Below are 26,082 nucleotides of genomic sequence, written 5' to 3'. Positions count from 1 at the left end.
AACGCGATGACCGCGCTCCGGACATCGATCATCGCCGAACGGTCGGCGGCCAACCGTTTCGCCACCCGATCCGCCTGAACAGCCCTCCACGATGGCCGAACCGCCGAAAGTGCGGCATCGCACGCCCTGAATGTTCGTCCATTGAAATGCGTCTAGCGCATGGCGAACATTTCGGCTAGGTTTCGCGACATCGCCTCCCCGCCGAGGACGGCGATGTGAATGTGCCCGACACCCTCACCCGAGGGGTCCGCGAACCGACGGCAACGGATTGGGTGTGAGCATGAGACGTGTGACCGGTTTGGCTACGGCGCTACTCCTGATAGCCGGTGTGGGCATCAACCCACCGGCAGCATTGGCACAACCCGCACGCACGGCCACGAACGCGGCCGTGTCGACGACGACGATCAACACGTTGGCCCGCGATGTCCAACGGGTCGAGTCCCTGCGCGAGGTCAAGGACGTCCAGCGCACCTACACCCACCTGGCCCAGTTCGGGCGGTGGGCCGAGATGTCCGAACTCTTCGCCACCGATGGCACGTTGCAATGGGGCGACCAGACCACCGCCGGACGCGACGCGATCGCGGCGTGGCTCGAGGCCGACGCCGGTGCCATGAACGGCATCCGGCCAGGCTCGCTGCACACCGTGGTCATCGACCAGCCACTGGTGAACCTCTCGGCCGACGGCACCACGGCCAAGGGCCGCTGGTCGGGCCTGCGCTTCCTGGGTGACGGCCAGGGCGAGGCGCGGATCGAGGGCGGCATCTACGAGAACGAGTACGTCCTCAAGGACGGCCGCTGGCAGATCGAGCTTCTTCGCTACTACCCGCAGTACGCCGGCGCGTACGCCACCGGCTGGCGAAACGTCGGTGGGGCCCTGCCGATCGTTCCCTACCACTTCACCCCCGACCAGGCCGGCGTACCCATTCCGCCGCCCTCGGGCGCCGCTCCGGCCACGACGGCGACCGCCGCCGAGCTGGCGGCCAGGATCAGCCGACTCAACGACGAGGACGCGGTCCGCAACCTCCAACACTCCTACGGCTACTACGTCGACCGCCGCATGTGGTCCGACGTGGTCGATCTCTTCGCCCCGAACGGCAAGGTCCAGATCGACGGCGTGGGCGTCTACAACGGCAGCGCCGGCGTTCGCCAGGCGATGGAGCGGATGGGGCCGGAGAACCTCTCCCAGGGCATCCTCAACGAGCGACCGCTGTTCGACACGATCGTCGAGGTCAACCCCAACGGGCAGGAGGCCATCGCCCGCGGCATCGAGTTCGCCATGGTGGGCGATGCCAACACCCGCGCGGCCTCGTGGGAGTTCTCCGTCTTCCGCAACTCGTTCGTCAAGGACGGCGGGCTGTGGAAGCTCAAGGACATGACGATCACTCCCCTGATCGTCGCCACCTACGCCGAGGGTTGGGGCAATGGCGGCGTCGCCGCGCCAGCCACCGTCGTACCGGCGTTCCTCGACGTCGCCGGGCGTAGCGCGAAGCCGGCGGGTACCGCGGCGTCGAACACCGACCTCGTCGACCTCAAGCGTCGGCTCGACCGGTCGCAGGCGTTCGACGGCGCCGAGAACGTCTCGATGGCCTACACCGCCTACCTCGACGATCTGCGGATCGTGGAGATGTCGCAGATCCACGCGGCGAGCGGCCACAAGCTCTCGCCGTTCGCGGGGTACTTCAGCGGGCCCGAGCGCATCGCGCAGGCTGGGCTCACCGTCTACGGGAGCAACCCGTCGACGATGCGGAACAGTCTGTCCATGCACTGGCGTCCGCAGCCGGTGGTCATCGTGTCGGAGGACGGCCGGTCGGCGAGCCTGCGTGCGCGGCTGCTCCAGCCCCGCACGTCGATCAACAACCCGGGCACCTTCAACGGCGCCATGTACAACGACGAGTTCGTGCTGGAGAACGGCATCTGGCGGGTGTGGAGCCTGACCATCGACGAGTTCTACTGGCAGTCGGTCAACTGGGCCGGCGGCTGGGCGGCCGCGAACCCGCGCAACCCCGCCCTGGCGGACCCGGCGCCGAGCACTCTGGTGACCAGGTACCGGCCGGATGTCCTGCTCAGCGAGATGGGCGTACGCGGGGAAGGGTTCCAGGGCGGCACCGGCAAGTTCATCACCTGGCCGGCGATCGTGCCCATGTGGTTCCACTACCGCAACCCGGTGAGTGGGCGGCAGCCGGCGCACTACTGGCCCGACTGCGCTCCGTGTGAGGTCCGGCCCGACTGGCGGATGACGGCGCACGGCTACCAGAAGCCGCCGACCGGGCCGCAGATCGACGGATGGGACCTGGACGCGCCGGCGCTCAACAAGGTCGCGCCCAGCGTCAGCGGCTCCGCATTGTGGGGGCAGCGCCTCACCTCCTCCCCGGGCACCTGGAACGTCAGCGGGCTGTCGTTCGCCTACCAGTGGCTGCGCGACGGCGAGCCGATCAGCGGCGCGAGCACGGCCACCTACACCGTGCAGCACGCCGACATCGGGCACGAGGTGCGGGTGCGGGTCACCGCGACCGCCGATGGACGTCCAGCGGCGACCGCCACGAGCGGCCCGGTGAACTCCGCCTACCCGGCGTGGGATTCCCGAACGATCTACACCGGGGGTGAGTACGTCACCCACGGCGGCGCCGTGCACGTGGCGCAGTGGTGGACGCAGAACCAGGCGCCGGGAGCCTCACCGTGGGGCTCGTGGATGCAGGTCGGCGTGTCGACGACATGCGCGACAGGCACCCACCTGAGCTGGACCACGTCGTGGGTCTACACCGGTGGCGAGACCGTCGCCCACGGCGGCAAGCTCTGGAAGGCCCAGTGGTGGACGCGCAACCAACTGCCCGGCACCCCGAACGGGCCGTGGCAGCAGGTCGGCACCTGCTGATCTGATCCCGTCAAGACGAAACCGCACCGGGTTGGCCGAAGCTCCAGCCAACCCGGTGCGGTTTCGCACTGTTGTCACGCGGTCAGTGCGATGTACTTCTCCTCAAGGAACTCCAGGATCCCCTCGGAGCCGCCCTCCCGGCCGAGGCCACTCTGCTTGACTCCCCCGAACGGGGCAGCCGGATCGCTGACGACGCCCCGGTTGACCGCCACCATTCCGGCTTCGAGACGGCGGGCGACGGCGACGGCCTCCCGCTCCTCGCCGAAGACGTACGCCATGAGGCCGTAGACGGTGTCGTTCGCCATCCGGACGGCCTCGTCGACGTCGTCGAAGCGGACCACCGCGGTCACCGGCCCGAAGATCTCCGTGGCGGTGATCGTCGAGCCGTGGGTGACGTCGGTGAGCAACGTCGCGTCGTAGAACGCGCCGTCGGGCGACGACTGGCCACCGCGCACCAGCGTCGCCCCCTGCGACACGGCGGTCTGCACGAGGGCCGCGACCTTGTCCCGCTCGTGCACAGAGACCAGAGCGCCGAGGTCGTTGCGGCGGTCGAGCCCACGCCCCACCGAGATGGTGGCGAGCGCGGCGTCCATCCGCGCCACGAACTCGTCGTGTACGGAGCTGTGCACGTAGAAGCGATTGGCCGCGGTACAGGCCGAGCCGCCGTTGCGCATCTTCGCCAGCAGGGCACCCGCGACAGTCGACTCCAGATCGGCGCCGGGCAGCACGATGACCGGCGCGTTCCCGCCGAGCTCCATCGAGGCGCTCACCACACTGTCGGCGCAGGCGTGCAGCAGTTCGCGGCCGACCTCGGTCGAGCCGGTGAACGACAGCTTCCGGACCTCGGGGCGGTCGATCATCCGCTTCACGAGTGGGCCGGTCGGGACCGGGGTGACCAGGTTGACGACGCCGCGTGGCACCCCGGCCCGGCGCAGAACCTCGACGATGTACGCCGCGGTCAGGGGTGTCTCCCGAGCGGGCTTGAGGATCGTGGTGCAGCCCGCGGCGAGGGCGGGGCCGAGCTTGCGGGTGGCCATCGCGGCGGGAAAGTTCCACGGGGTGATGAGCAGCGAGACACCGATCGGCTGCCGGTCCACGATGATCCGCTTGTCGCCGCCGGGCGAGAGCCGGTAGTCGCCCGACACCCGCACGGCCTCCTCCGCGAACCAGCGGAAGAACTCCTTCGCGTAGTTGGCCTCCCCGATCGCGTCCGCCCAGGACTTGCCGTTCTCGCGCACCATCAGCTCGGCGAAGACGTCGACCTCGGCGGTGAGGATCTCGTAGGCGGCGCGGAGCAGCTCGCCCCGCTCGCGCGGAGCGGTCGCCGCCCAGGCGTCCTGCGCGGCGGCCGCCGCGTCGACGGCGTCCATGCAGTCCTGTTCGGAGGCGACCGCGAAGCGGGCGATCGTCGACAGGTCGGCGGGGTCGATGACGTCGAAACGCTCACCGCCCGAGCCGGCCCGCCACTGCCCGTCGATGAACAGGTCCGTGTGCAGGGTCATTGGACACTCCGATCCGCCAGGGCTCCCGCGTGGGCTCGTTCGAGGATGTCGAGCAGCAGGTCGCGCGACGGCGCGACCGGGGCTATCGCGATCAGGCGTGTCGACCCGAGCGCCAGGTCGACGAGGCCCGGCAGGTGGGCACGCTCGACGCCGATCTCGGCGAGGCTGGCGGGTACGCCGATCTCGCGGTTGATCCGCGCGATTCGGGCGATGGTCCGCTCGGCCGAGGCCGCGCCGGACGGGATCCCCTCGATCGCGGCGCCCAGCGTCGCGATCCGCTCGGCGACGTCCGCCTCGGCCCGCAGCGCGTCGAGGACGTACGGGAGCATCAGGCCCGTGCCGAGGCCGTGGGGGGTCTTGGTGAGCGCGCCGATCGGATACTGCAGGGCGTGACACAGGTGGGTGCCGGTCGAGCCGAAGGCGACCCCCCCGAGGAGCGCGCCCATGGCGACCTCCTGGCGCGCCCGCCGATCGGTGGGTTCCCGCACCGCGATCGGCAGCCACGGGCCGAGGTGCCCCGCAGCCCGCAGCGCGATGGCCTCGGTGAGGGCGTTGCGACCGGTGAACACCGGCAGTTGAGCGGACCAGTCGAGGTCGAACGGCCGCGCCGTGTACGACTCGACCGCGTGCACGAGCGCGTCGATGCCGGAGTACGCGGTCACCGTCGCGGGCGTCCCGATGGTGAACTCCGGGTCGACGATGGCCGCGACCGGCACCAGGAAGGGGCTGGAGATGCCCACCTTGAGCTCTCTGGTCGGGTCCGAGACGACCGCGACGGGTGTCACCTCCGAGCCGGTCCCGGCGGTCGTCGGCACCGCCACGACCGGGACCACCGGGCCGGGCACGAGGTTCTCGCCGTAGTACCGGCTGAGCGGGCCGTCGTGGGCGCAGAGCAGCGCGATCAGCTTGGCCGCGTCGAGCGCGCTGCCCCCGCCGATCGCCAGGATGACGTCCGCGCCGTACGCCCGGGCAGTCGCGCCGGCGGCGTCCAGGGTGTCGACGGGCAACTCCGGTGTGATGTCGGAGTAGACGCGCACGTCGAGCCCGGCCGCGGTCAGGGCGCCGATCGTCTCGTCGAAGAACGGGGTCCGCACGAGGAAGGGATCGACGACGGCGAGCACCCGCCGGCCGTGCACGCCGACGGTCTCCGGCAGTTGGGTCCGGGCTCCGTACCCGAAGTGCACCCGTGGCGGGAGCCGGAGGGTCCCGACGACGTCTGTTCCCGGGTCAGGCACTGAAACCGCCGTCGACGGGCAGCACGACGCCGCTGAGGTGACTGGCCCGGTCGCTGAGCAGGAACGCGGCCGTGACGCCGACCTCGGTGCCTGTTCCCACCTTGCGCAGCGGTGTCGCGGCGACCCGCGCCTCCACACCACCGGGGATGGCCAACCGGGTCTTCGCGAGCATGGGAGTCTCGGTGGGGCCGGGCGCGATCACGTTCACCCTGATGCCGAGCGGACCGAAGTCGTGCGCGGCGGTGCGGGTCAGACCGATGACGGCGTGCTTGGTGGCCTGGTAGCCGCCCATGCCGGAGCTGCCGCGCAGGCCGCCGATGCTGCTGACGTTGACGATCGAACCCGCGCCCTGTCGCCGCATCACCCGCACCTCCTCGCGGATGCACAGCCACGTGCCCTTCACGTTGACCGCCAGGATCCGGTCGAAGTCCGACTCGGAGACCTCGTCCAGGCGGCCGGACTGCGTCATCGCCGCGTTGTTGAAGGCGCCGTCGAGCCGGCCGAAGCGCTCGACCGTGGCGTCGACGAACCGGGCCACGTCCCGCGCGTCCGACACGTCACCTGTCGCGTACGCGACGTCGTGCCCCGCCGAGGTGAGCTCGGCGGCGATCACGGCCAGCGGTTCCTCGGTGCGCGCCACCAGCATCAGCGCCGCGCCGTCGGCCGCCAGGACACGCGCCGTGTCGGCGCCGATCCCCGCGCTCGCGCCGACCACGAGGACGACCTTGCCGCTCAGCGGCGGTCGGATCGTTGGTGCGTCAGTCATGGACCCTCCAATTCGTATGTCACGGTCCTGGCCGCGTCGACGGCTGCCTTCGCGGCGGCGCCGAACAAACTCGCGTCGTTGCTCAAGGCCGTGAACCGGAAACCCGCGTCCACGGCCGCACGGACGGACTCCACAGTGGCGCCGCCCGCATTGCCCACCGGAACTCCCGCCACGCGCCCGTGCGCGACAGCCACCGCGATCAGGGCGGTGATGTCCGGGTCGGACTCCGTCTTGCCCTCGCTCACCGAGAGGTCCGCGGCGCCGACGAGCAGCGCGTCGACACCCTCGACCGCGGCGATCGCACCGGCGTTGCGTACTCCGACGGCGCTCTCGATCTGCGCGATGAGCACGACCTCCTGCTGGCCGTACCGGAGGTAGTCCGCGCGGGAGCGGGCACCCCACGCGCCGGCCCGGCTCGTCGAGCCGACCCCCCGCGACCCGAGCGGCGGGAAGCGTACGAGCGACACCGCCGCTCGGGCCTGCTCGACCGTGTCGACGTGCGGCATCATGATTCCCTCAGCGCCGGCGTCGAGCATCCGCTGCACGACACCCGCGTCGGCCGCCGGCACCCGGACGAGGGGCGCGACGCCCAGATAGAGCGCGGTGCCGATGAGCTGGTACGCCGACTCCAGGGTGATCGGCGAGTGTTCGAGGTCGATGATGGCGAAGTCGAAACCGGCCAGCGCGACCAACTCCATGATCTCCATCGCCGGGATCTTGACCCAGGTGCCGAGGGCCGGCGCGTGGACGTCGGCGAGGGCTTCGCGGAATCGGCTCGACTGCCCCGACAGACCGGTCACCTCATCGGGTAGTCGTCGGCGTTCAACACCCATCCCGAGACGGAGAAGTCCTCGCGCGGCGGGGAGAAGATGTCGATGAGCTGCTGGTGCGGGCCGATCCCCTGGGTCGTGTGCACGGTCGGCGGCGGGATGACGCAGATCGACGGAGTGGCGATCTCGCGGCTCTCGTCGGGCCGCCAGCGCGTCGAGTCGGGCCCCCACGGGTAGCGGATGTGGTGCATGAACCTGCCCTTGACCGCGAGCGAGACCTGCTCGAAGTCGTCGTGGTGGTGCGGCGACAGCTTGTGGACGTCGCGGGGCTTCGGCTCCTCGGCGAGGAAGTTGACCATGAGGTTGGTGGTGCGGAAGATCCGCCCGAACCGGCCCTCCGCGATCGGCGTGTCCGCCAACCGGTAGACGCGCAGCGCGAACCCGCCGACCGGGTCGGGCCACGGCTGAAGTGGGGTCACCCGCTCGTCGGGTTCGGCGTAGGCCGCCGCGTTGATTGCGCTCGCGCTCAGGTCCTCCGCGCGGGTGGAGAACAGCCGGATGAGGATGCCGTCGCCGTCGACACGGATCTCGCTGTCGCCCGGCGGCACGACCACGAACGCCTCCTCGGAGACGGATGCCGTGCTGCCGGCGGCGGACACCGTGACGGGAGCGCTGGACGAGTACATGAGGACGGCGTACTCGTCCGGTTGCGCGGTGCGGACGAACACGTCGCCCGCCCTGGCCTCGGTGTAGGCGATCACCACGTTGGCGGCGCGGGCGATCCAGGTTCTGCTTCCGTTCGGCCCGACCATGGACGGGGCGAACGTGAGGAACTCGATCCACTGCGCGGGCCGGATGGGCGTGGAGACGTCCACCGCCCGGGTGGGGGCCGAGGTCGTCAGTCGCGACCGGATGTCGTCTGCGGCGTACGTACTCATGTGCGTGCGCTCCCTTCGGAGGTCTCGATGCCGCGCAGCGCGAGCATGGCGCGGGCATCGGCTGGCGTGGCGATCTCCTTGCCGAGATCCTCGATCACGTCGCGGATCTTGCGGACCTGCTGCGCGTTGCTCTCCGCGAGCCGTCCCTTGCCGATCCAGAGGCTGTCCTCAAGACCCACCCGCACGTGCCCGCCGAGCCAGGCGCTGTGCGTGCCGAACTGCATCTGGTCGCGCCCCGCGGCGAACGCGGAGAACGAGTAGTCGTCGCCGAACAGCTTGTCGGCGATACGCACCATGTGTTCGAGGTTCTCGTGGTCGGCGCCGATGCCGCCCAGGATGCCGAAGACACCCTGGATCAGCAGCGGCGGCGTCGCCAGGCCCCGGTCGACGAAGTGGGCGAGCGAGTACAGGTGACCGATGTCGTAGCACTCGTACTCGAACCGGGTTCCGTTGGCGCCGAGCGTGCGCAGCGTGTGCTCGATGCGGTCGAACGAGTTGATGAACGGCTGGGAGTAGGTGTTCAGCACGTAGGGCTTCTCCCACGCGTACCTCCACTCGGTCACCCTGTCGGCGATCCCGGAGTACACGAAGTTCATCGATCCCATGTTCATCGAGGCGAGTTCGGGGCGGAACCGGACGGCCGCCGTGAGCCGCTGCTCCATCGTCATCGCCGACGAACCGCCGGTGGTGATGTTGATGACGGCGTCGGTGCGCTCGGTGATGCGCGGAATGATCTGCTCGAAGATCTCGGGTTCGAAGGCAGGTCGTCCGTCCGGATGCCGAGCGTGGATGTGGACGATGGCCGAGCCGGCCTCCACCGCCTCGACGGCGGCCTGCGCCACGTCCGCCGCGGACAGCGGCAGGTAAGGGCTCTGCGAGGGTACGTTGACCGAGCCTGTCACCGCCGTCGTGATGATGACCTTCTCAGCCGTACGCATCAGTTGGTCTCCTCAAGACCGAGCAGGTAGGCGGTGTTGCGGCAGATCATCTGGCGGATGGCGTCGGCGGAGATGCCGTGGTCGAGCAACTGCTGGACGATCAGGATGTAGGCGTCCACCGGCAGCGGGTTGCCCTGCTGGCCGAGGTCCGAGTCGAGCACCGTGCGCTCCGGGCCGATCTTGTTGATCCAGTCGACGAGTCGCTGGATCGGCCAGCGGGGAGCGGGCACCTGCGGGTGGTACATCGAGAGTTCGTGCTCGACGAACGCGCCGTAGCCGAGCATCGCCTCGATGTCGGGTTCGGAGACGTCGACGATGAAGTCGGGGTGGTGCAGCAGGATGCGCTTGACCCCGTTCGCGCTGGCCGTCTTGAAGTAGGCCTTCATCGACTCGCCGTCGAGGTGGCCCCCGGTCAGCAGGATTCCGGCGTCGGCGACCAGGCGGGTGACGAGGTCCGCCTCCTCGGACACGTCACCGGCGGCGTTGAAGATCGACACCTCCGATTCGTAGAGGTTGCCGGTGGCGCTCGGGAAACCGTCGTCGTGGCTGTGGGCGCGGATGTGCTGGCCCGCCGACACGGTCGGCCCCCACACGCAGCGGCCACCCATGTTGATCGCCACCGCCACCGCCGAGGGGTTGACTCCACCGACCTCGGAGTTGAGCGCGACTCCGCCGTACATGGGGGTGGGTGCGCTCGCCAGTGGCGTTCGCATGGCGAGCAGATCCATCACGGTGTTGTGGTGGTGGGACTTGCACAGAATGGCGCGCATGTTGATCCGGGCCGCGTCGTAGGACGCCTCCACGTGGTCGAACCGCCGGGGGAAGGGGCTCGGGCCGGAGTGGCAGTGGAGGTCGACGGCGCCGTCCAGCACCTTCAGTAGCGCGGGCGTCGGCGTGAGCGTCTCCTCGGACATCCGAGTACCTCCTTGGGTCGGTGGTGCGTGTTCGGAATGCGTAATGAAAGTTCAATATACGGATCACGTTCATGTGTGTCCACAGCGTCAAGCGCCTGCGGAGGCTCGGCGGCAGCCGTTTGGTGTTCACAATACGAAGCCGAGGGTTGCCCTATGAACTTTCGGCTGCTCTACTTGCACGACACAGACCGGACACATGCACGACACGGGCCCGAAGTGGCTCTCGGAGGCGGTGTGAGATGAGAGGTGAGCGGCACGGACATCGCGCACGCCGCGCCGGCAGTCAGGGTGCCGCGGCCGCTCCAGCGCGGGCAGGCACAATCCAGTCGATCGATCGCGCCGCCAGCGTGCTCGCGCTCCTCGACCAGGACACGTCCAGCCTCACGCCAGCGCTCGTGGCGGATCGGCTCGGCCTGAACCGGACGACCGCACACCGGTATCTGCAGTCGTTGCAGAGCGCCGGCTTCCTCAGCGCCTCATTCGGGCCGGGACCGCTGCTCGACCAACTCTCCGCGCTGGTGTCGGTACGCCAGCAGATCCTCACCCTCGCGCCAGCGGTCATGCGTCAGCTCTCGGAAGCGACGGGACTCACCACGGTACTGAGCTTCCTGGGCCGCTCGGGGGCGGTGGTGACCCTCGTCGAGGAGGCCAACCAGGGCACCATCCTGCTCACCGTGCGCATCGGCACGGTGCTCGAACACCGGGCGGCGCAGACCCGTGTCCTGCTGGCGTTCCAGTCCGATCCGGCCGCGGTGGCCCGCGCACACGAGCGGCTCACCCCGGCGGAGGCCGCCGTGGAGCAGCACGCGCTGGTCGGCGTACGGCGACACCGGGTCGCCTGGGCGGATCTGGATCGCGAGGGTTTCGCATCGGTCGCGGTGCCGATCTTCGCCACCCGCAACGTCCAGGCCGCCATGGCGCTGCTCGGCACGACCGCGATGCTGCGCCCCGCGGACCAGTCGAACGAGCGCGTTCACGCGCTCGAACAGGCGGCGCAGACCCTGGGCTCGCTGGTCGCGAGCTGACCCATGCATGACAGGCGAGCCCGACATGACGGGCGGAAGGCGGATGTGAAGATGCCAGGTACCGCGAAACGGCGCACCCCGAGCCCTCAGTGGCTCCTGCTGGTGCCGGCGTTCGCACTGATCACCGTGATCCTGCTCGTCCCGCTCGGCCAGAGCCTGGTCCGCAGTGCCGGAAGTCCCGACTGGACGCTCCAGCACTACCAGACGCTCTTCACCGACGGGGTGACGCTGCGGGTGCTCGCCCGCACCGCGATGACGGCGGCCATGGTCACCGTCATCGCCTTTCTGCTCGGCTACCCGTACGCGTACCTGATGACCCGGGTCGGGCCGCGCCTGCGCGGCGTCCTCCTGGTGATCGTCCTGATCCCGTTCTGGACCTCGGTGATGGCCCGCAACTTCGCGTGGATCATCATCTTGCAGCGCAACGGGCCCGTGCACTCGTTCCTGGAGCAGTTCGGCCTGGACATCGTGCTCTACGGCACGGTCGGCGGGGTGACCATCGCGATGAGCCAGGTGCTGCTCCCGTTCATGGTGCTGCCACTGTTCAGCGCGCTCAGCGGCATCGACCGGCGACTGCTGCTGGCGGCGCGCGGTCTCGGCTCCCATCCGCTCGCGGCCTTCTGGAAGGTGTACTGGCCGCTGTCGCGGGGCGGTGTCGTGGCCGGGCTGATCCTCGTCTTCACGCTGAGCCTCGGCTTCTACGTCACGCCGGCCCTGCTGGGCTCACCGCAGCAGTCGCTCGTCGCGCAACTGCTCGGCCAGCGCACGACCCAGCTCCTCGACTTCGCCGGGGCCAGCGCGCTGGGAATGCTCGTGCTCGTCGTCACCCTCGTCCTCGTGGCCTGGGCGAACCGCCTCGGGGGCACGATCTCGGCTATCGGCGTCGTCGCCGCCACTCGTACGAAGGACCAGCCATGACCCGCGCGTTGAGTGACATCGAGACGGAGGCGGGCGAGCCGCCGGCGCCTCGCCCGCGCCGCACCCGCCGAAGCACGCGTGGGGTGGACCCGATCCCGTGGTGGCTGTTCGTCATCGTGTTCCTCGTCGGGCTGTACTTCATCCTCCCCACCCTGATCGTCATCCCGATGAGCTTCAGCTCCGCGACGACGTTCCAGTTCCCGCCGAAGGGCTTCTCGCTCAAGCTGTACGAGAACTTCTTCACCAACCCGGTGTGGCTGACCTCGCTGCGCAACTCGGTGCTGGTGGCCGTGCTCTCGGCCACGCTCGCGACAGTGGTCGGGACCGCCGCCGCACTGGGCCTGCACAACCTGACCGGGCGGCTGGCGCGTTTCGCGCGGACCGTCCTGATGATCTCGATCGTCACGCCGGCGATCGTCATCGCGGTGGCGGTCTACATCTCCTTCCTCAAGTGGCAACTCGTCGGGACCATCACCGGCTATGTGCTCGCGCACGCCGCGATCGCCGTGCCGTTCGTGCTGGTGTCGGTGACCAGCGCTCTCGGTGGGTTCGACCCGAAGCTGCTGCGCGCGTCCGCGTCGCTGGGCGCCCCGCCGCACCGGACCTTCCTGCGGGTGACGATGCCGCTGATCAGCCGGGGAATCATCACGGGCGCCATCTTCGCCTTCGTGACATCGTTCGACGAGGTCGTGATCGCCCTCTTCCTGCGCTCGCCGCTCTTTCAGACGCTGCCCGTGCAGATGTACAACAGCGTCACCGTCGAGATCGACCCGACGATCGCCGCGTCATCCAGCCTCGTGGTCACCGCGGTCACCATCATCTGCCTCGTCCTGCAGTTCGTGGGCAACCGAGGAAAGACCCGATAGGAGTTCGCATGCCTGCAACGCCGTCCCCCACTGTCGCGCACGCGCCCGCGTCCATCCCACCGCGGGCCGGTACGCAGATCCGCCTCAACGGTGTGACCAAGGACTACGGCCTGGCTATCCCCGCCGTGGCGGACGTCTCGCTCACCATCGAACCGGGCGAGTTCATGACGCTGCTCGGGCCGAGTGGCTCCGGCAAGACCACGACGCTCAACCTCATCGCGGGATTCGAGACGCTCACCGCGGGAACGATCTCGTTCAACGGGGCCGACGTCAGCGCTCTGCCCCCGCACAAGCGCAACCTGGGAATGCTCTTCCAGAACTACGCGCTCTTTCCCCACATGACGATCGCGCAGAACGTCGCCTACCCGCTGCGCGAACGCCGGGTGCCCCGGGCCGAGATAGCGCGCAAGGTCGCCGAGGTGCTCGAACTCGTCCAGCTGACCGGCCGGGACGACAACTATCCCGCCCAGTTGTCGGGGGGTCAGCAGCAGCGGGTCGCGCTCGCCCGCGCTATCGTCTTCGGCCCGACCGCGCTGCTCCTCGACGAGCCGCTGGGGGCGCTCGATCGCAACCTGCGGTCCTCGTTGCAGATGGAGATCCAGCGGATCCACCGCGAGGTGGGCTCGACCTTCGTGTTCGTCACCCACGACCAGGAGGAGGCGATGAACCTGTCGGACCGCATCGCCCTCTTCAACGACGGCCACATCGAGCAGGTGGGCACGCCCGAATCGCTCTACGAGGCCCCGGAAACTCTCTTCACCGCGCGCTTCCTCGGCGACTCGAACGTCTTCGAGCTGTCGCAGGGCGTGGGCGACACCGCGGTGTGGGAGAGCAACGTCTGGGCGCTCGATCCCCGCACCGTGTCGGCGCGGGCGAGTGCCGGCGGGCGGGTCGCGCTGGTGGTACGGCCGGAGGACGTCCGCGTTGTCACCGATGCCGGCGCGGTGCCGGCCGGGGCGAACTCGGTGACCGCCATCATCCGGGATGTCGGCTACATGGGCTCCTACCGCACCGCCGTCCTCTCGCTCGGCCGGGGCGGGACTGTCGGACGCGCGAGGTTCGACGCGGCGCAGACGGACCTGAGCGTCGGCCAGTCGGTCGTCGCCTGGTGGCGTGTCGAGAAGCAGCGCGTCGTAGCCGCCTGATCGTTCACTAGGCGAACAGCGATCGACGTATTCCAAACATCTCGCCTGAACGGCCCTTGCAAACCCGCGCTCGCCCCGCCTAGCGTTCATATTACGAAGTCAAGACCCACACTTTGAACAATCACGGCTGACGAACGAACCTATTACCGAAGGAAGTGACGATGGTGACCAGAACTAGTCGCGGCCTCGCGGCCATCAGCGCGATCACCGCCGTGGCCCTGCTGGCCGCCTGTGGCGGCGAGACGGCCGCCACGACGGACCCCAATGGGCCGGTGAAGCTGACCTTCGTCGCCTACGGCGGCGTCGGCCAGGAGGCGATGATCGAGCACTACCAGAAGCCCTACACCGCTGCGAACCCCAACGTCACGTTCGTCAACTCGTCACCCCCGGACGTCTCCCAGGTCAAGGCCCAGGTGCAGAGCAACTCCGTGCTGTGGGACGTGGTCGCGGTCGCCCCCGCGGCCGCCACCCAGAACTGCGGGACGCTCTTCGAGAAGCTGGACTTCTCCGCGGTCGACAAGAAGGACCTCGTCGAGGGGACCATCGGCGAGTGCTACATCGGCAACTTCATCAACGCGTCGCCGTTCGCGTACCGCACCGACGCGTTCCCGGACGCCGCCACGGCGCCGAAGACGATCGAGGACTTCTTCGACGTCCAGAAGTTCCCGGGCCGGCGCGGCATCCTCACCAACATCCAGAACGGCATCCTCGAATATCCGCTGCTCGCCGACGGCGTGGCCCCGAAGGACCTCTACCCGCTCGACGTCGACCGCGCGCTCAAGAAGCTCGACACCATCCGCAAGGTCACGACGTTCGCCCCGAACGTCGGTGCCCTGCAACAGGCGGTCGGCTCGAAGCAGGTCGACATGTTCCTGCTGGCCGACTCGCGACTCGTGCCACTGATGGAGGACGGCACGGACGTCACCGTCGTCTGGGACGTGACAGTCACCTCCATCAACGCCTTCGCCGTCCCGAAGGGTTCGTCGAACGTCGAGGCCGCACAACGGTTCCTGCCGCAGGTCGTGACCCCAGAAGCGGTCGCCGGCATCTCCGAGGCCCTCGGCACCGCGCCGGTGAACAAGGCCGCCAAGTCGAACCTGTCGCCGAACGCGAAAAAGGTCGAGGTCTATGGCCCCGCCAACACCGGCGAGACCGTCCTGCAGGACGTCGACTGGTACGCTGCCAACTTCAATGAGGTGACCACGAAGCTCACCAACTGGTTGGCGGGATGAAGCCGCTCCCCCACGGCTCACACTGAACCCTGAACGTTCCCCCTGTGAACTACGATTCAGCGATGGTGAACTTTGATCCGACCGATGCATCGAGCTCCGACATCCGGGCCGTTGCACGTGTCGGCCAGATCCTCGCGCTGTTCGGCCCTCGGGTCCTCGAGCTCACAGCGGCGGACGTTGCCGAACGCACCGGACTGAACCGCACCACGGCCTACCGGTACTGCGCGTCCATGGTGGCCGCCGGCATCCTCGAACGAGGCACCCGTCGAGGGACGTTCGCGCTCGGCGGGCTGATGCTGGAGTTGGGAATTCAGGCTCTGGGACGCCAGCGCATCGTCGAGATCGCCGGCCCCCACCTGCGGAAGCTGCGCACCGCCGTCCGCATGACGGCGGTGCTCAGCATCCGCGGCGCACAGGAGCCGGTGGTCGCCCTCGTCGAGGAGGACACGAGTCGGATGGTCGTGGTGACGGTGCACGCCGGCTCGAAACTCGACATGACCGCAGCCCAGACCCACCTGTTCCTCGCGTACGCCGACCCGTCCGCGCTGGACGCCGCCGCCGCGGGAATGTCGGCGGTCGACCGCGCCCGGCTGGAGTCCGAGATCTACTCCGCCCGCCGGCAGGGGTTCAGCATCGCCCGGCACAGCGGCGGCCTGTTCGCCATGGCGGCGCCGGTCTTCGACGAGCAGGGAATGTGCGCCACCGTGGCAATCCTCGGGGCCGGGGAACTCGACCTGGCCACCGCACTCGAGCAACTCCTGGCAACCGCCACCGCGCTCAGCGACGAACTGAAGGCTCCAGGTGAAGGGCCACATGCCGACCTATGACGAACTCTCCTCCGCCGACCCACCCCACTCAAGTTGGGACGTCTTCGGCCGTGACGACGAACTGGGCACCATCAACCTCCTGACGCCGGAGCGCGTCGCGGCGGCCGCGCGACTGGTCCGCAGCGGCCGGAGGTTCAACCTCGACTACCCCGTCAACGCGTTCGACCCGTACCCCACCGGCACCCGTCCCGCCACCGCGCACCACGTGTTCGCCAACAACGAGTTCCACCGCGACGACTGGCTCGACTCGTTCTACCTCCAGTCGACGTCCCAGGTGGACGCGCTGCGCCACATCGGCCACCCGCGACACGGTTTCTACAACGGGCTCGCGGCCACCGACAACACGAGTGACTCGACCCGGCTGGGCATCCACAACTGGGCCGAGTCGGGCATCGCGGGACGGGGCGTGCTGCTGGACGTACCGCGCTTCTTCGCCGCGCACCGCCGCGAGTACGACTGCGAGACGACCGTCGTCCTCGACGCGCCCACCCTGGACGCCATCGCGGCGGACCAGGGCGTCCAGTGGCAGGGCGGTGACATCCTGCTGCTGCGCACCGGCTGGGCCGAGAACTACGTGTCGAAGTCGCGCCCGCAGCGCATCGAGTTCAACACCCGCAACAGGTCCCCCGGGCTGGCCCAACGCGAACAGACGCTGCGCTGGCTGTGGGACCACGAGATCGCGCTCGTCGCGAGTGACACGCCCGCCGTCGAGGCCGATCCCGTCATCGACTCGGATTTCCGGATGGCCGACGAACGCGCACCCGAGCGCGGAGTGAACCACAGCGGCATGCTGCACCGACCGTTGATCGCCCTGCTCGGCATGGCCATGGGCGAGCTGTGGAAGCTCGACCAGCTCGCCGCGAGCTGCGCGCAGGACGGCCGCTACGACTTCTTCCTGACCTGCAAGCCACTCAACATCCCGGGTGGGGTCGGCTCCCCGCCCAACGCGCTCGCCATCAAGTGAGTCGGCAACGGCGGGCGGGAAGCCGGGGGGTGACCTGCTCGGCGGTCAGGAGAGCCCCGCCGGCACCCGGGCCGCCATCGGCCGACCTGCCAGGCGGCGCAGAGCGAGGTAGCCGACGCAGCCGAGGCAGAGGTCGAAGGCCGCGTTGAGGAACGCGGCGGCCAGTGCCGCACCGGTCGCGGCGAGACCGAGCGCCGGCACGCCGGCCAGGAACCCGATCGCCGCGACCACCACGAAGACCAGCCCGACGAGCTGCGCGAAGCGCACCGGGGCCGCCGGTTCGAACTCGGTGGGCGCAGCGATCCGGGGTGCGACGACGGCGCGGTACAGCAGACCGTACAGGCCGAAGCGGGGATTGGCCGCCGTCACCGCGAAGATCACCGCCTGGACGGTCAGCAGCAGGGTCGAGCCGGTGATGAGGGCGACGGCGAGGACAGCGGTGGTGATGGCCGCGGCGAACCGGGGCGCACGAGGGTCGAGCAGCATGGGTGGGTTCCGTTCGGCGAGGACGCCGGGGCACGCGAGGGTGGGCCCGGCGGAGGCGAGAGGCGGCTCAGGCGGAAGGGAACGCCGGACAGAGGCTCGCCGACAGCCGACCGTGGTCCACGATCCGCCGACGGATCAACGCGGTGCGCGTCAACGCGGTGCCGGTCAACGCGGTGCCGGTGGACACGGTGCCGGTCATCGCGCGGCTCCGCTGAGCAGCGGCCGGAGCCCGGCCATCAACTCGTCGCGGCCCGGCACCCCGGACACGCGCTGAACGATGCGGCCCTCGGCGTCCACCACCAGAACCGTCGGCGTACGCCAGATCGCGAGCTCGCGGACCTCGTCGAGGTGCCGCTCGGCGTCGATCTCCACGACGTGGACCCCGTCGACGCGGCCCTCGACCTCGGTCAGGAGGCGGCGGGTGGCCCGGCAGGGGGCGCAGAACGCGGACGAGAACTGCATCAGGGTGACCGCACCGGGGCGTGCCCCGAGCGCGGCGAGCACCGGCGACGCGGGATCGGGGCCGGAGTCGGCGAGCTGGTCTTCGCGGGCGACCGGGCGGATCCGGCCGTCGCGTCGGCGCCACCACCAGCCGAGGGCGGTCGCGAGGGTGAGCACGCCGACGACCACCAGGAGGCCGGTCAGGTTGGTGTGCTGCACCGCCCAAGCCTGCCACAGTCCGAGGGCGGTCAGCCTCCGCCGTGTGGATGACCACACCACGTCGACCTGCCCACCGCCGGGAGCCGCCAACCAGCACCGGGAACCGCCAACCAGCGCCCGGAGTCGCCGACCAACGCCGGGAGCCCCCGACGAGCGCCGGGAGCCCGCCGACGAGCGCCGGGCCGGACGCCTGATGACGTCCGGCCCGGCGTGACCACCCGGCGTCTACAGCCGGGCGGCGCCCGCCTCGCTGGCCTCCCGCTCGGCCGAGGTACGCCGAACCTCCGCCCGCTGCTCGCCGGCTTCCTCGCGGTCCGGGTTCGCCACCCGGGCGGCTCGGTTGGTGGTCGCGGTCGCCTGGTCACCGGTCACGCCGCCACGGATCCGGTTGTTCTCGGCCACCTGGGCCGCCGGGTTGTTGGACGTCACCGTCAACTGGCCGTTGATGATGTTGTCGTCGACGGTGACGCCACCGGTGGTGCTGGTGATGCTGACGTCCCCGCCCCAGTAGCCGCCGGAGGCGCAGCTGTCGAGGCCGCCGTTCGGGCCGAGTTGCACACCGCCCAGGTTGCCGGCGAAGGTGGCCCGGCCCCGGACCGCACTGCCGCACACCACACTGCCGGTGGCGCTGTTCAGCACCGACAGCGTGCCGTCGACGAACGAGTCGTGCACGTCGGTGTAGTAGGTGCCGGTGCTGCTGACGTTGCGCTGCACCTGGGTTCCACGGTCGAGCCGGACCTCACCGGCGCTCGCGTTGACATGCCCGGCGATCGTCGACTCCTCCACGAACAGGAAGCTGTCGATGGTCGCGGAACCCTTCGGTCGTACGGTCACGGTGCCGGTCTGGGCGTCGGAGAGGAAGACGCCGTACCCGCCGGCGGCCAGCACCACTGGGCCGTCGACGGTCGTGTCGGTGGCGTCGAGGTAGCCGTCGGCGGCGACGCGTACCTCACCGCTGACGCGGCCACCGGTGACCACCAGGTTGCCGCCGGCCGCGACGGTGACGTTGCCGGTGATCGTGGTGCCGGTCAGCGAGCAGGACTTGCCGGCCGGCACGAGCAGGTCGTTGGGGACGGTCACCGCGCCGCCGGTGCCGACGCAGTGGGTGACCAGGTCGGCGTGCGCGGTGGGCGCCACCGCGAACACCGAGGCGGCGACGACGGCGCTGACGGTGGCCAGCTTGACGACGGTACGTCTGGGCATCGTTGTACTCCCTGTCGGTGAGGTTCGGGGACTCATGCGCCGACGTCCGATCGGGCCGCGGCCCGGACGATGGCGCCCTGCTGCCGCCGGTCGAGCGTGCCGCCGGTCACGAGCGCGGCGGTGACCGCTTCGACGTGCCGGACGAACTGGGCGTGGCCGGGGTAGTCGGCGTGTTCGTCGATCAGATCGTTGATGGTGCAGCCGTCGCCGGTGTCGACGTTGGCCACCCCGGTGTCGTCGCCGTCGATGATCACCGTGGCCCGGGTGTCGGACTCGGGGCAGGCGTCGGTGCCGTCGGCCACCACGGTGAACGTCGTCGACTGCTCGGTGGAGGTGTTTCCGGCGGTGTCGGTCGCCCGGTACCGCACGGTGTGTGCGCCGGGGGCACGGACGACGACCGGGCTGGTGTACGCGGTCCAGGCCCCGGTGCCGAGCGCGTACTCGACCTTTGCCACGCCCGATTCGTCGTCGCTGGCGGTGACGGTGACTGTCGCGCCGCCGACGTACGCGCCGTCGTCGTTCTGGTCGCCGGCCACCGTGGCGGAGACCGTGGGTGGCGTGGTGTCCTCGGCTGGCGGCTCGACGACGGTGAAGTGCGCCATCTGCTCGGCCGACGTGTTGCCGGCTACGTCGGTCGCCCGGTAGTGCAGCATGTGCATCCCCACCGCGTTCACCACGATCGGATTCGCGTACGTGGTGAAGGCGCCCCCGTCCAGCGAGTACTCGATGCTCGCGACACCGGACTCCGCGTCGGTGGCGGTGAGCGTGGCGGTGGCCGTACCGATGTAGTTGCCGTCGCCGTCGCGGTCGCCGGACAGCGCGGCCGTGACCACCGGCGCGGTGGTGTCCTCCTCGGTCGGCTCGACGATCCGGAACGACACCGAGCCGACCGCACTGGTGTTGCCGGCCTGGTCGGTGGCGCGGAACTGCACCGCGTGGTCGCCGATCGCGGTGACGCGCACCGGCTGCGTGTACGGGTGGAAGCTGGTGTCGTCGACCTGGTATTCGATCGTGTCCACCCCCGAGTCGGCGTCGGTGGCCGTCACGGTCACCGTCGCCGCACCGAGGTAGCTGCCGGCCTGGTCGCGGTCGCCCGACACGGCGGCGGTGACCGTCGGCGGCGTGGTGTCGCCGCCACCTCCCCCGTCGGTGACCACCAGTTCACCGACCATCTGGCCGTGGCCCGGAATGGAGCAGAAGTAGCGGTAGCGGCCCGGGGTCAGCGTCACGGTCGCCTGGTGTCGCCCGTCGTTGGCGTCGAACGGGCTGGCCAGGATGTTCAGCGTGACGTCGTGGTTGTAGCCGTCGGTGGTGGTGTCGAAGGTCAGGGTGTGCGGCATCCCGGTGGTGTTGCCGGTGGCCGCGCTGTTCTCCCAGATGATCGTCGTCTGGCCGGCCGCCGCCTGGGCGGGCGCGGACTTGTAGCGGGTGATGTCGTCGTCGGCGGTCCAGGTCAGCACCTGTTCCGCGGCGCGTGGCGCGGCGGTGGCGGGCGTCGCGGCCCACGGGATCACCGTGAGCAGGAGCGCCGCCAGCGCGGCCGTCAGTCGTCGGGGCATCGTCTCTCCTAGAGTTCGCGCACGCGGATATTGCGGAACTCGGTCAGGTCGTTGTCACCGTGGTTCTGCAGGCCGATGAAGCCGCGCAGGAACTGCCGCAGATCGGTCGGTGGGTCGCCGGCGCGGGAGGACTGTTTGCCCGGCGTGTTGTCGAACTCGTTGATCACCACACCGTTGCGGATCATGGTGTAGTGCTGGCCGACCGCGCGGATCTCGTAGTCGTTCCACTGGTTCTTCGGGGTGACGCCGGCCTGGGCCAGCGGCACGGGGTCGAAGTTGTAGACCGAGCCGGTCTTCTGCGGCTCACCGGTCTCACCGTCATAGATCTGGATCTCGTGTCCGCAGTAGATCGCCATCCACGCCGGCGAGGTCCGGGCCGATCCGACAGTGCCGCAGCTGCCCGGCGGGCGCTGCTCCAGGGGGGTCCGCAGGTCGGGGAACCGGATGAAGACGCCGGTGTTGGCCCGACCCGCGCCGGGCGCGATGTCGCGGAACTGCACCTTCAGGGAGAAGTCGCCGAGTTCCTTGGTGTGCCAGAGCATGCCCAGGCCACCGCTGGAGCGCAGCGCCCCGTCCGGCTGGATGCCGAACGACCCGGTCGGCGCCTGTTGCCACCCGCGGAGCGACTCCGCGGTGCCGTCGTAGAGTGGCTCGTACCCGGTGTGTCCGTCCCGACCGATCTCCGACGCGGCGGCCAGGCGGGTGAGGGTGCCGGACTCGCGGGCATTGAGCAGCTCGTCGTCCTGAAGCGCGCGGGTCACGGCTGTCACGTGTCGGACGAAGCTGTTGTGGTCGGCCCAGGTGCTCTCGTCGTCGATCAGGTCGTTGATGGTGCAGCCCTGCCCGACCGTGCGGTTGGGCACCTTGCTGTCGGTGTCGTCGAGCCACACGGTTTGCCGACCGTCCGGCACCGCGCAGCCCACCGTGACCGTGGACTGCACCGTCGCCGTCTCACCGTCGGCGTACGTGACGGTCAGTTTGGCGGTGTAGGTGCCGACCTTGGCGTACGTGTGCCGGGGGTTCGCCTCGGTCGACGTGGTGCCGTCGCCGAACTCCCAGCGGTGGCTGACGCCGCCGGAGCGGGAGCCGTCGAAGGCGATGGTCAGGGGCTTGTTCTGCACGGCGACCGAGTTGGCCGTCGGTGCCGGAGTGGGCGCGCCACCGGTGTAGGTGATCCGGATCAGCTTCTGGTTGGGGTGCAGGCTGAAGAACCCGCCTCCGTAGTCCAGCAGGTAGAGCGCGCCGTCCGGGCCGAACGTGGCGTCCATCCAGCTCTGTAGACGGGTGTCGCCGTTGCCGCTGGGAATGATGGCCCGCAGCGTCTCGGCGTACACCGGCGGGGTTGCCTGCGGCACGCCGGCGGGGTCGACGGTGACGGCGACCCGGTTGTTGGCGTTCGACTGGTCGCCGATGAACCACTTCTCGTCCCAGTACTCCGGCCAGGCCACGCCGCTGTTGGTGTCGACGCGGTCGCGGTGGTAGGTCGGGCCGGACATGATGGCCTGCCCGCCGCCGCGCAGGTAGGGCTGGGTGTAGGTGGCGTCGGCCGCGACGTAGGTCGGCAGGCCACTGCCGTCTGTCCTCTTCGGGAAGACCGGTCCCCCGCCGTCGGGCGAATACCAGATCATGTTGTCCCGGGCCGCCGGGATGTCCACCAGACCGGTGTTGCGGGGAGACTCGTTCTTCAGGTTGTCGCAGTCGTACCAGCCGGTCAGCACTGTCGCGTCGGTGTTGCTGCGGTCCCGGTACGGCTGCCGGTTGCCCATGCAGTACGGCCAACCGTGGTTGCCGGCCGAGGTGATGATGGTGGCGGTCTCGTACTTGGCCGGGCCGAGGGTGGGGCTGGGCGACGAGGCGTCCGGGCCGACCCAGCCGGCCGTCAGCCACTGGTGCTCCGGGTCGACCTGCAGTCGGGCGATGTTGCGCACGCCCATCACGTAGATCTCCGGACGGGTCTTCTCGGTGCCCGGTGGGAACAGGTTGCCCTCCGGGATGGTGTACGTGCCGTCCGCCTCCGGGTGAATCCGGATGATCTTGCCGGCGAGGTCGTTGGTGTTACCCGACGTACGACGGGCGTCCTGGAACGAGATCCCCTGGTACTCCTGGGTCCAGTTGTTGCCGGAGTAGCCCTGCGACCCCTCGGAGGAGTTGTTGTCGCCGGAGCCCACGTAGAGGTTGCCCTTGGCGTCGAACGCCATGCCGCCACCGGCGTGGCAGCAGCTGTGGATCTGCACCGGGAACTCCAGCAGATCCTTGCGGGTGCCCTGGTCGATGGTCTGCGCCTCGCGGTCGTAGGTGAACCGCGAGATGGTGCGCTGCCCGACCCGCTTCACCCGGTCGATCGAGTCGTGCGGCATCCAGTAGACGTAGAGCCAGTCGTTCTCGGCGAACTTCGGGTCGGGCACGATGCCGAGCAGACCCTCCTCGTTCTTCACCAACTCGGAGCCACTGCCCCGGTTGCCCATCACCTCCAGGGTGGTGAGCAGCTTGGCCTGCTTGGTGCGCGGGTCCCACGAGTGGATGGTGCCGCAGCCCTTACCGACGTTCGGGTTGTTCCAGTCCGCGATCGGGCCACTCGGGCAGGCCGCCTTGCCGACGTAGAAGACCGTGCCGTCGGGGGCGGTGGTCAGCCCGTGCGGCTCACCGATCTGGTCCAGCTGACCGGTCTGGTTGGCCGCGGTGAGTCGCTCCACCTTGTAGTTCGACGCGATCGTGGCCTGGCAGTCGCCGCGGACGCGGCCGGTGGTCCAGTTGAGGGCGCCGGTCAGGTGCGCGCGGAACGCCTCCTCGCCGTAGCTGCCCTCGGTGTGGCCCATGCCGGTGTAGAACGACCGGCCTCCGTCGTAGTCCCGGCACCAGGACACCGGGTGGAACGGGCCGTTGGCGCCCGGTCCCGGGTTGTAGTGCCGCTCCTCGACCTGGGCGAGGGTGTGCACGGTGCCGATCGGGTTCGGGTCCCAGTTGTCCCAACGGTCCGACCGGGTGATCGTCATCGGCAGGGACTCGGTGGCCGGGTGCTGGCGGTCCAGGATGTTGACCACCGCCTGGTTCACCGGTGGGATCTGCGGCGCGCTGGTGTCGCCGGTGAAGAGCCGCAGGTCGGCGAGCTGGATCAACGGCTCCCCGCTGTTCGCGGTGATGTTCAGCCGGAAGTGCGTGAACTCCCGCGGGGTGGTGATGTCGAAGCGGCGGGTCTGGAACCGCTCCGGGAAGACCTGACCGGTGCGCCGGTCCAGGTCGGTCCAGCTCTGGCCGTCCGCCGAGCCCTGGAGCGTCCAGTCCTTCGGGTCGCGGCCGGTGAAGTCGTTGGCCGACGTCAGCGCGTACCCGGTGATGCGCTTGGGCGCGCTCAGCTCGTAGGCCACCCAGGCCGTCGGGGTGCGGACCAGCCACTTGGTGTTGGAGTCGCCGTCGGTCAGCTTCTCCTTGGTCTCGGTCGGTGGGTTCTCGCCGCTGGCGGTCACCCGGGCGACCGGCTCGGCCACCGGGATGGCACCCGCCGGGCGGGTGCCGATCAGGCCGGTGAACCAGGCCGAGTCGACCTGCGCGCGGGCGGCGTCGGCGATGCCGACGAAGCCGCCGCCGGCCTTCATGTAGCTCTGTAGCGCCGACTCCTGGTCGCGGTTGAGCGCGGCGCCCGTCGCGGAGAGAAAGACCACGCTGCGGTACGCGGACAGCCCGGCCGCAGTGAAGACGCTCGGGTCGGTGGTGGTGATGACATCGATGTCATGACCGGCGCCAAGTTGCCGGATGGTGTCCGCGGCGCGTGCCACCGGGTCCTGCTGCTCGGCCACCGGCCCGTGGAACACGAGGACCGCGGTCTTCGGTGACTGCGCCGCCTGCGGTGCCGCCGCCGTTCGCGGTGCGGCTGCCGCCGTCGTCGCCGGGATCAGTGTCACGATGGCCGCTACCGCGGCGAGTGCTCGTCGAATGTGTCTGGTCATGCCCGTCCCCACTCTCGGTTTCGGTCAGCTGCCATGCGTGTGGGTGTGGCCCTGGAACCGGTGGATCGCCTCCTCGGCGCCCGGCGGCATGCTGCCGTCGGCGTTGCGCACCAGGAAGATGCCGGCCATGCCGCCGTCGGAGTGGGACTGCACGTGGCAGTGGTACATCCACGCGCCGGGCCCGACGCCCTCTCCGGCGAGGACCTGGAAGCCGAAGGAGCTGCCCGGGTTGAGGTCCTTGTTGTCGATCACGAGGCTCGGATCGGCCGGGCCTTCCAGCATGCCGGTGCGGTTGTCCGCCCAGCGGTGGGCATGCAGGTGGAAGGTGTGGAACAGGTTTCCGTGCCCGATGGCGATCCACTCCACCCGCTGGCCCAGGTTCGCCTCGAACATGGGCGTGGCCGGCGCCATCCTGTTGTTGATCGTCATGTCGTGGAACACGGCGGTGAACTGCTTGTCCGGCAGGATGTCGCCGCGCCGCCGGACGATCAGCGCCCCGTACAGGCCCTTCGCCACCCCGGCGGTGCCGTGGTCGGTGCCCATGGCGTGATCGTGGTAGTGCCAGTAGCCGGCGCTGCCCGGCATGAACCGCCGGCCCGTCGCGGCGAACATCTCCCGCGAGCGCCAGACGTACGTGCGCGTCTCACCCGGGTTGTTGAACGAGGCGTTGAGCGGGCTGCCGTCCGAGTCGGTGCTGTAGTCCACCCCGTGTGGATGGATGGACAACCGCTGGTTGGTGGTGTTGACCAGCGTGATCTCCAGGGTGTCACCCTCGTAGATCTCCAGCACCGGCCCCGGCACGGTGGCCTGACCGGGTGCCAGCCCGTACCCGAACAGGTTGCCGGGCAACTGCTCGGCGTAGATGGTGACCTTCTTCGTGACGCCGGAGGCGGCCTGTGCGGGGCTACCTCCGAACGCGGTGCCGATCGCTGGCGCGGACGCGCCCAGCGCCCCGGCGGCCAGCGCCCCGGTGGCGATCAGCGATCGGCGGGACAGTTGGCGGTGGGAGCCAACGGCATGATCGTCCATGGGTCTCCGTTCCCGACCGGGCGAAGACGCGACGAGGGCAGGGTGCAGCAACCGCCGAGCACAGGGCGGAGGCACGACTGAGGTGAGGCTCGTCGCGGGCTTTGCTCGGAAGACTCAGAACTTTCGGTGGATGACAGCAACTTATGTAATCCATCGACGAAAGTACAGGGTCTGATTGCAAAAAGATTACCTTGACATCACGGCAACCATCGATTGACAGAAACCTGCGACGCAGGCCGGGGCACGCCTCAGCCCGTCACGCCGCGCGTGATCCGCTCAACATCGCCGA

General features: G+C 69.5%; 22 protein-coding genes. 8 read left to right on the top strand and 14 right to left on the bottom strand.

Going from position 1 to position 26,082, the window contains the following annotated elements:
• Positions 1–280: 280 nt before the first annotated feature.
• Positions 281–2,872 carry a nuclear transport factor 2 family protein gene (locus ABZ780_RS23165; protein WP_357487468.1) on the top strand — a complete coding sequence of 864 codons (2,592 nt, stop codon included), beginning with the start codon at positions 281–283 and terminating at the stop codon, positions 2,870–2,872.
• A 74-nt stretch (positions 2,873–2,946) separates the two neighbouring features.
• On the opposite strand, the gene ABZ780_RS23160 is transcribed toward ABZ780_RS23165, so the two are convergent.
• From ABZ780_RS23160 to ABZ780_RS23130, 7 genes are read right to left on the bottom strand one after another with little or no spacing between them, the layout of a single operon-like run.
• The gene (locus tag ABZ780_RS23160; protein WP_357487466.1) at positions 2,947–4,374 is read right to left on the bottom strand and encodes an NAD-dependent succinate-semialdehyde dehydrogenase; all 1,428 of its coding nucleotides are present in this window, start codon (positions 4,372–4,374) and stop codon (positions 2,947–2,949) included.
• A complete protein-coding gene (locus tag ABZ780_RS23155; RefSeq protein WP_357487465.1) occupies positions 4,371–5,609 on the bottom strand; it encodes an iron-containing alcohol dehydrogenase in 1,239 nt (412 codons plus the stop codon). Before ABZ780_RS23155 ends, ABZ780_RS23160 begins: the two co-directional genes overlap by 4 nt.
• Positions 5,602–6,375, bottom strand: a complete 774-nt coding sequence (locus ABZ780_RS23150) for an SDR family NAD(P)-dependent oxidoreductase (protein ID WP_357002303.1) — start codon at positions 6,373–6,375, stop codon at positions 5,602–5,604. The genes ABZ780_RS23155 and ABZ780_RS23150 overlap by 8 nt, the downstream gene beginning before the upstream one ends.
• The gene (locus ABZ780_RS23145; protein WP_357487464.1) at positions 6,372–7,175 is read right to left on the bottom strand and encodes an aldolase/citrate lyase family protein; all 804 of its coding nucleotides are present in this window, start codon (positions 7,173–7,175) and stop codon (positions 6,372–6,374) included. The genes ABZ780_RS23150 and ABZ780_RS23145 overlap by 4 nt, the downstream gene beginning before the upstream one ends.
• Positions 7,172–8,083, bottom strand: coding sequence for a hypothetical protein (locus ABZ780_RS23140; protein ID WP_357487462.1), 912 nt, complete (start codon positions 8,081–8,083; stop codon positions 7,172–7,174). Before ABZ780_RS23140 ends, ABZ780_RS23145 begins: the two co-directional genes overlap by 4 nt.
• Positions 8,080–9,021 (bottom strand): 3-keto-5-aminohexanoate cleavage protein, encoded by a 942-nt coding sequence (locus tag ABZ780_RS23135; protein ID WP_357487461.1) that lies wholly within the window; start codon positions 9,019–9,021, stop codon positions 8,080–8,082. The genes ABZ780_RS23140 and ABZ780_RS23135 overlap by 4 nt, the downstream gene beginning before the upstream one ends.
• On the bottom strand, positions 9,021–9,935 hold the full coding sequence (locus ABZ780_RS23130; protein ID WP_357002311.1) for a DUF6282 family protein: 915 nt from the start codon (positions 9,933–9,935) through the stop codon (positions 9,021–9,023). Before ABZ780_RS23130 ends, ABZ780_RS23135 begins: the two co-directional genes overlap by 1 nt.
• Positions 9,936–10,006: 71 nt before the next feature.
• On the opposite strand from ABZ780_RS23130, the gene ABZ780_RS23125 reads away from it, so the two are divergent.
• From ABZ780_RS23125 to ABZ780_RS23095, 7 genes are all read left to right on the top strand, one after another.
• The gene (locus ABZ780_RS23125) at positions 10,007–10,960 is read left to right on the top strand and encodes a helix-turn-helix domain-containing protein (RefSeq protein WP_357487459.1); all 954 of its coding nucleotides are present in this window, start codon (positions 10,007–10,009) and stop codon (positions 10,958–10,960) included.
• A 51-nt stretch (positions 10,961–11,011) separates the two neighbouring features.
• Positions 11,012–11,878, top strand: a complete 867-nt coding sequence (locus tag ABZ780_RS23120; protein ID WP_357002315.1) for an ABC transporter permease — start codon at positions 11,012–11,014, stop codon at positions 11,876–11,878.
• On the top strand, positions 11,875–12,744 hold the full coding sequence (locus ABZ780_RS23115; protein WP_357002317.1) for an ABC transporter permease: 870 nt from the start codon (positions 11,875–11,877) through the stop codon (positions 12,742–12,744). Before ABZ780_RS23120 ends, ABZ780_RS23115 begins: the two co-directional genes overlap by 4 nt.
• Positions 12,745–12,752: 8 nt before the next feature.
• Positions 12,753–13,889 carry an ABC transporter ATP-binding protein gene (locus tag ABZ780_RS23110; protein WP_357487458.1) on the top strand — a complete coding sequence of 379 codons (1,137 nt, stop codon included), beginning with the start codon at positions 12,753–12,755 and terminating at the stop codon, positions 13,887–13,889.
• Between the two features lie 161 nt (positions 13,890–14,050).
• Positions 14,051–15,121, top strand: a complete 1,071-nt coding sequence (locus tag ABZ780_RS23105; protein ID WP_357002321.1) for an extracellular solute-binding protein — start codon at positions 14,051–14,053, stop codon at positions 15,119–15,121.
• A 62-nt stretch (positions 15,122–15,183) separates the two neighbouring features.
• Positions 15,184–15,948 (top strand): helix-turn-helix domain-containing protein, encoded by a 765-nt coding sequence (locus ABZ780_RS23100; protein ID WP_357002323.1) that lies wholly within the window; start codon positions 15,184–15,186, stop codon positions 15,946–15,948.
• Positions 15,935–16,912, top strand: coding sequence for a cyclase family protein (locus tag ABZ780_RS23095; protein ID WP_357002325.1), 978 nt, complete (start codon positions 15,935–15,937; stop codon positions 16,910–16,912). Before ABZ780_RS23100 ends, ABZ780_RS23095 begins: the two co-directional genes overlap by 14 nt.
• A gap of 45 nt (positions 16,913–16,957) precedes the next feature.
• Here ABZ780_RS23095 and ABZ780_RS23090 read toward each other — a convergent pair whose 3' ends face one another.
• From ABZ780_RS23090 to ABZ780_RS23060, 7 genes are all read right to left on the bottom strand, one after another.
• Positions 16,958–17,398, bottom strand: coding sequence for a DUF4395 domain-containing protein (locus ABZ780_RS23090; RefSeq protein ID WP_357487456.1), 441 nt, complete (start codon positions 17,396–17,398; stop codon positions 16,958–16,960).
• A 67-nt stretch (positions 17,399–17,465) separates the two neighbouring features.
• Positions 17,466–17,597: a hypothetical protein gene (locus tag ABZ780_RS23085; protein ID WP_357487455.1), complete on the bottom strand. Its 132-nt coding sequence runs from the start codon at positions 17,595–17,597 to the stop codon at positions 17,466–17,468.
• The gene (locus ABZ780_RS23080; protein ID WP_357487453.1) at positions 17,594–18,058 is read right to left on the bottom strand and encodes a thioredoxin family protein; all 465 of its coding nucleotides are present in this window, start codon (positions 18,056–18,058) and stop codon (positions 17,594–17,596) included. The genes ABZ780_RS23085 and ABZ780_RS23080 overlap by 4 nt, the downstream gene beginning before the upstream one ends.
• Before the next feature lie 225 nt (positions 18,059–18,283).
• Positions 18,284–19,261 carry a hypothetical protein gene (locus ABZ780_RS23075; protein ID WP_357487451.1) on the bottom strand — a complete coding sequence of 326 codons (978 nt, stop codon included), beginning with the start codon at positions 19,259–19,261 and terminating at the stop codon, positions 18,284–18,286.
• 32 nt (positions 19,262–19,293) lie between these two features.
• Positions 19,294–20,820 carry a plastocyanin/azurin family copper-binding protein gene (locus ABZ780_RS23070; RefSeq protein ID WP_357002332.1) on the bottom strand — a complete coding sequence of 509 codons (1,527 nt, stop codon included), beginning with the start codon at positions 20,818–20,820 and terminating at the stop codon, positions 19,294–19,296.
• A gap of 8 nt (positions 20,821–20,828) precedes the next feature.
• Positions 20,829–24,764, bottom strand: coding sequence for a ThuA domain-containing protein (locus tag ABZ780_RS23065; RefSeq protein ID WP_357002334.1), 3,936 nt, complete (start codon positions 24,762–24,764; stop codon positions 20,829–20,831).
• Positions 24,765–24,788: 24 nt separating this feature from the next.
• Positions 24,789–25,793, bottom strand: a complete 1,005-nt coding sequence (locus tag ABZ780_RS23060; protein ID WP_357002336.1) for a multicopper oxidase domain-containing protein — start codon at positions 25,791–25,793, stop codon at positions 24,789–24,791.
• Positions 25,794–26,082 lie beyond the last annotated feature (289 nt).

Origin of the sequence: Micromonospora sp. NPDC047467 (genome assembly GCF_040643095.1) — a bacterium.
Classification (GTDB): domain Bacteria; phylum Actinomycetota; class Actinomycetes; order Mycobacteriales; family Micromonosporaceae; genus Micromonospora.
Note: the sequence above shows the minus strand (reverse complement) of the source record. Positions and strands in the feature narration are given on the sequence as shown.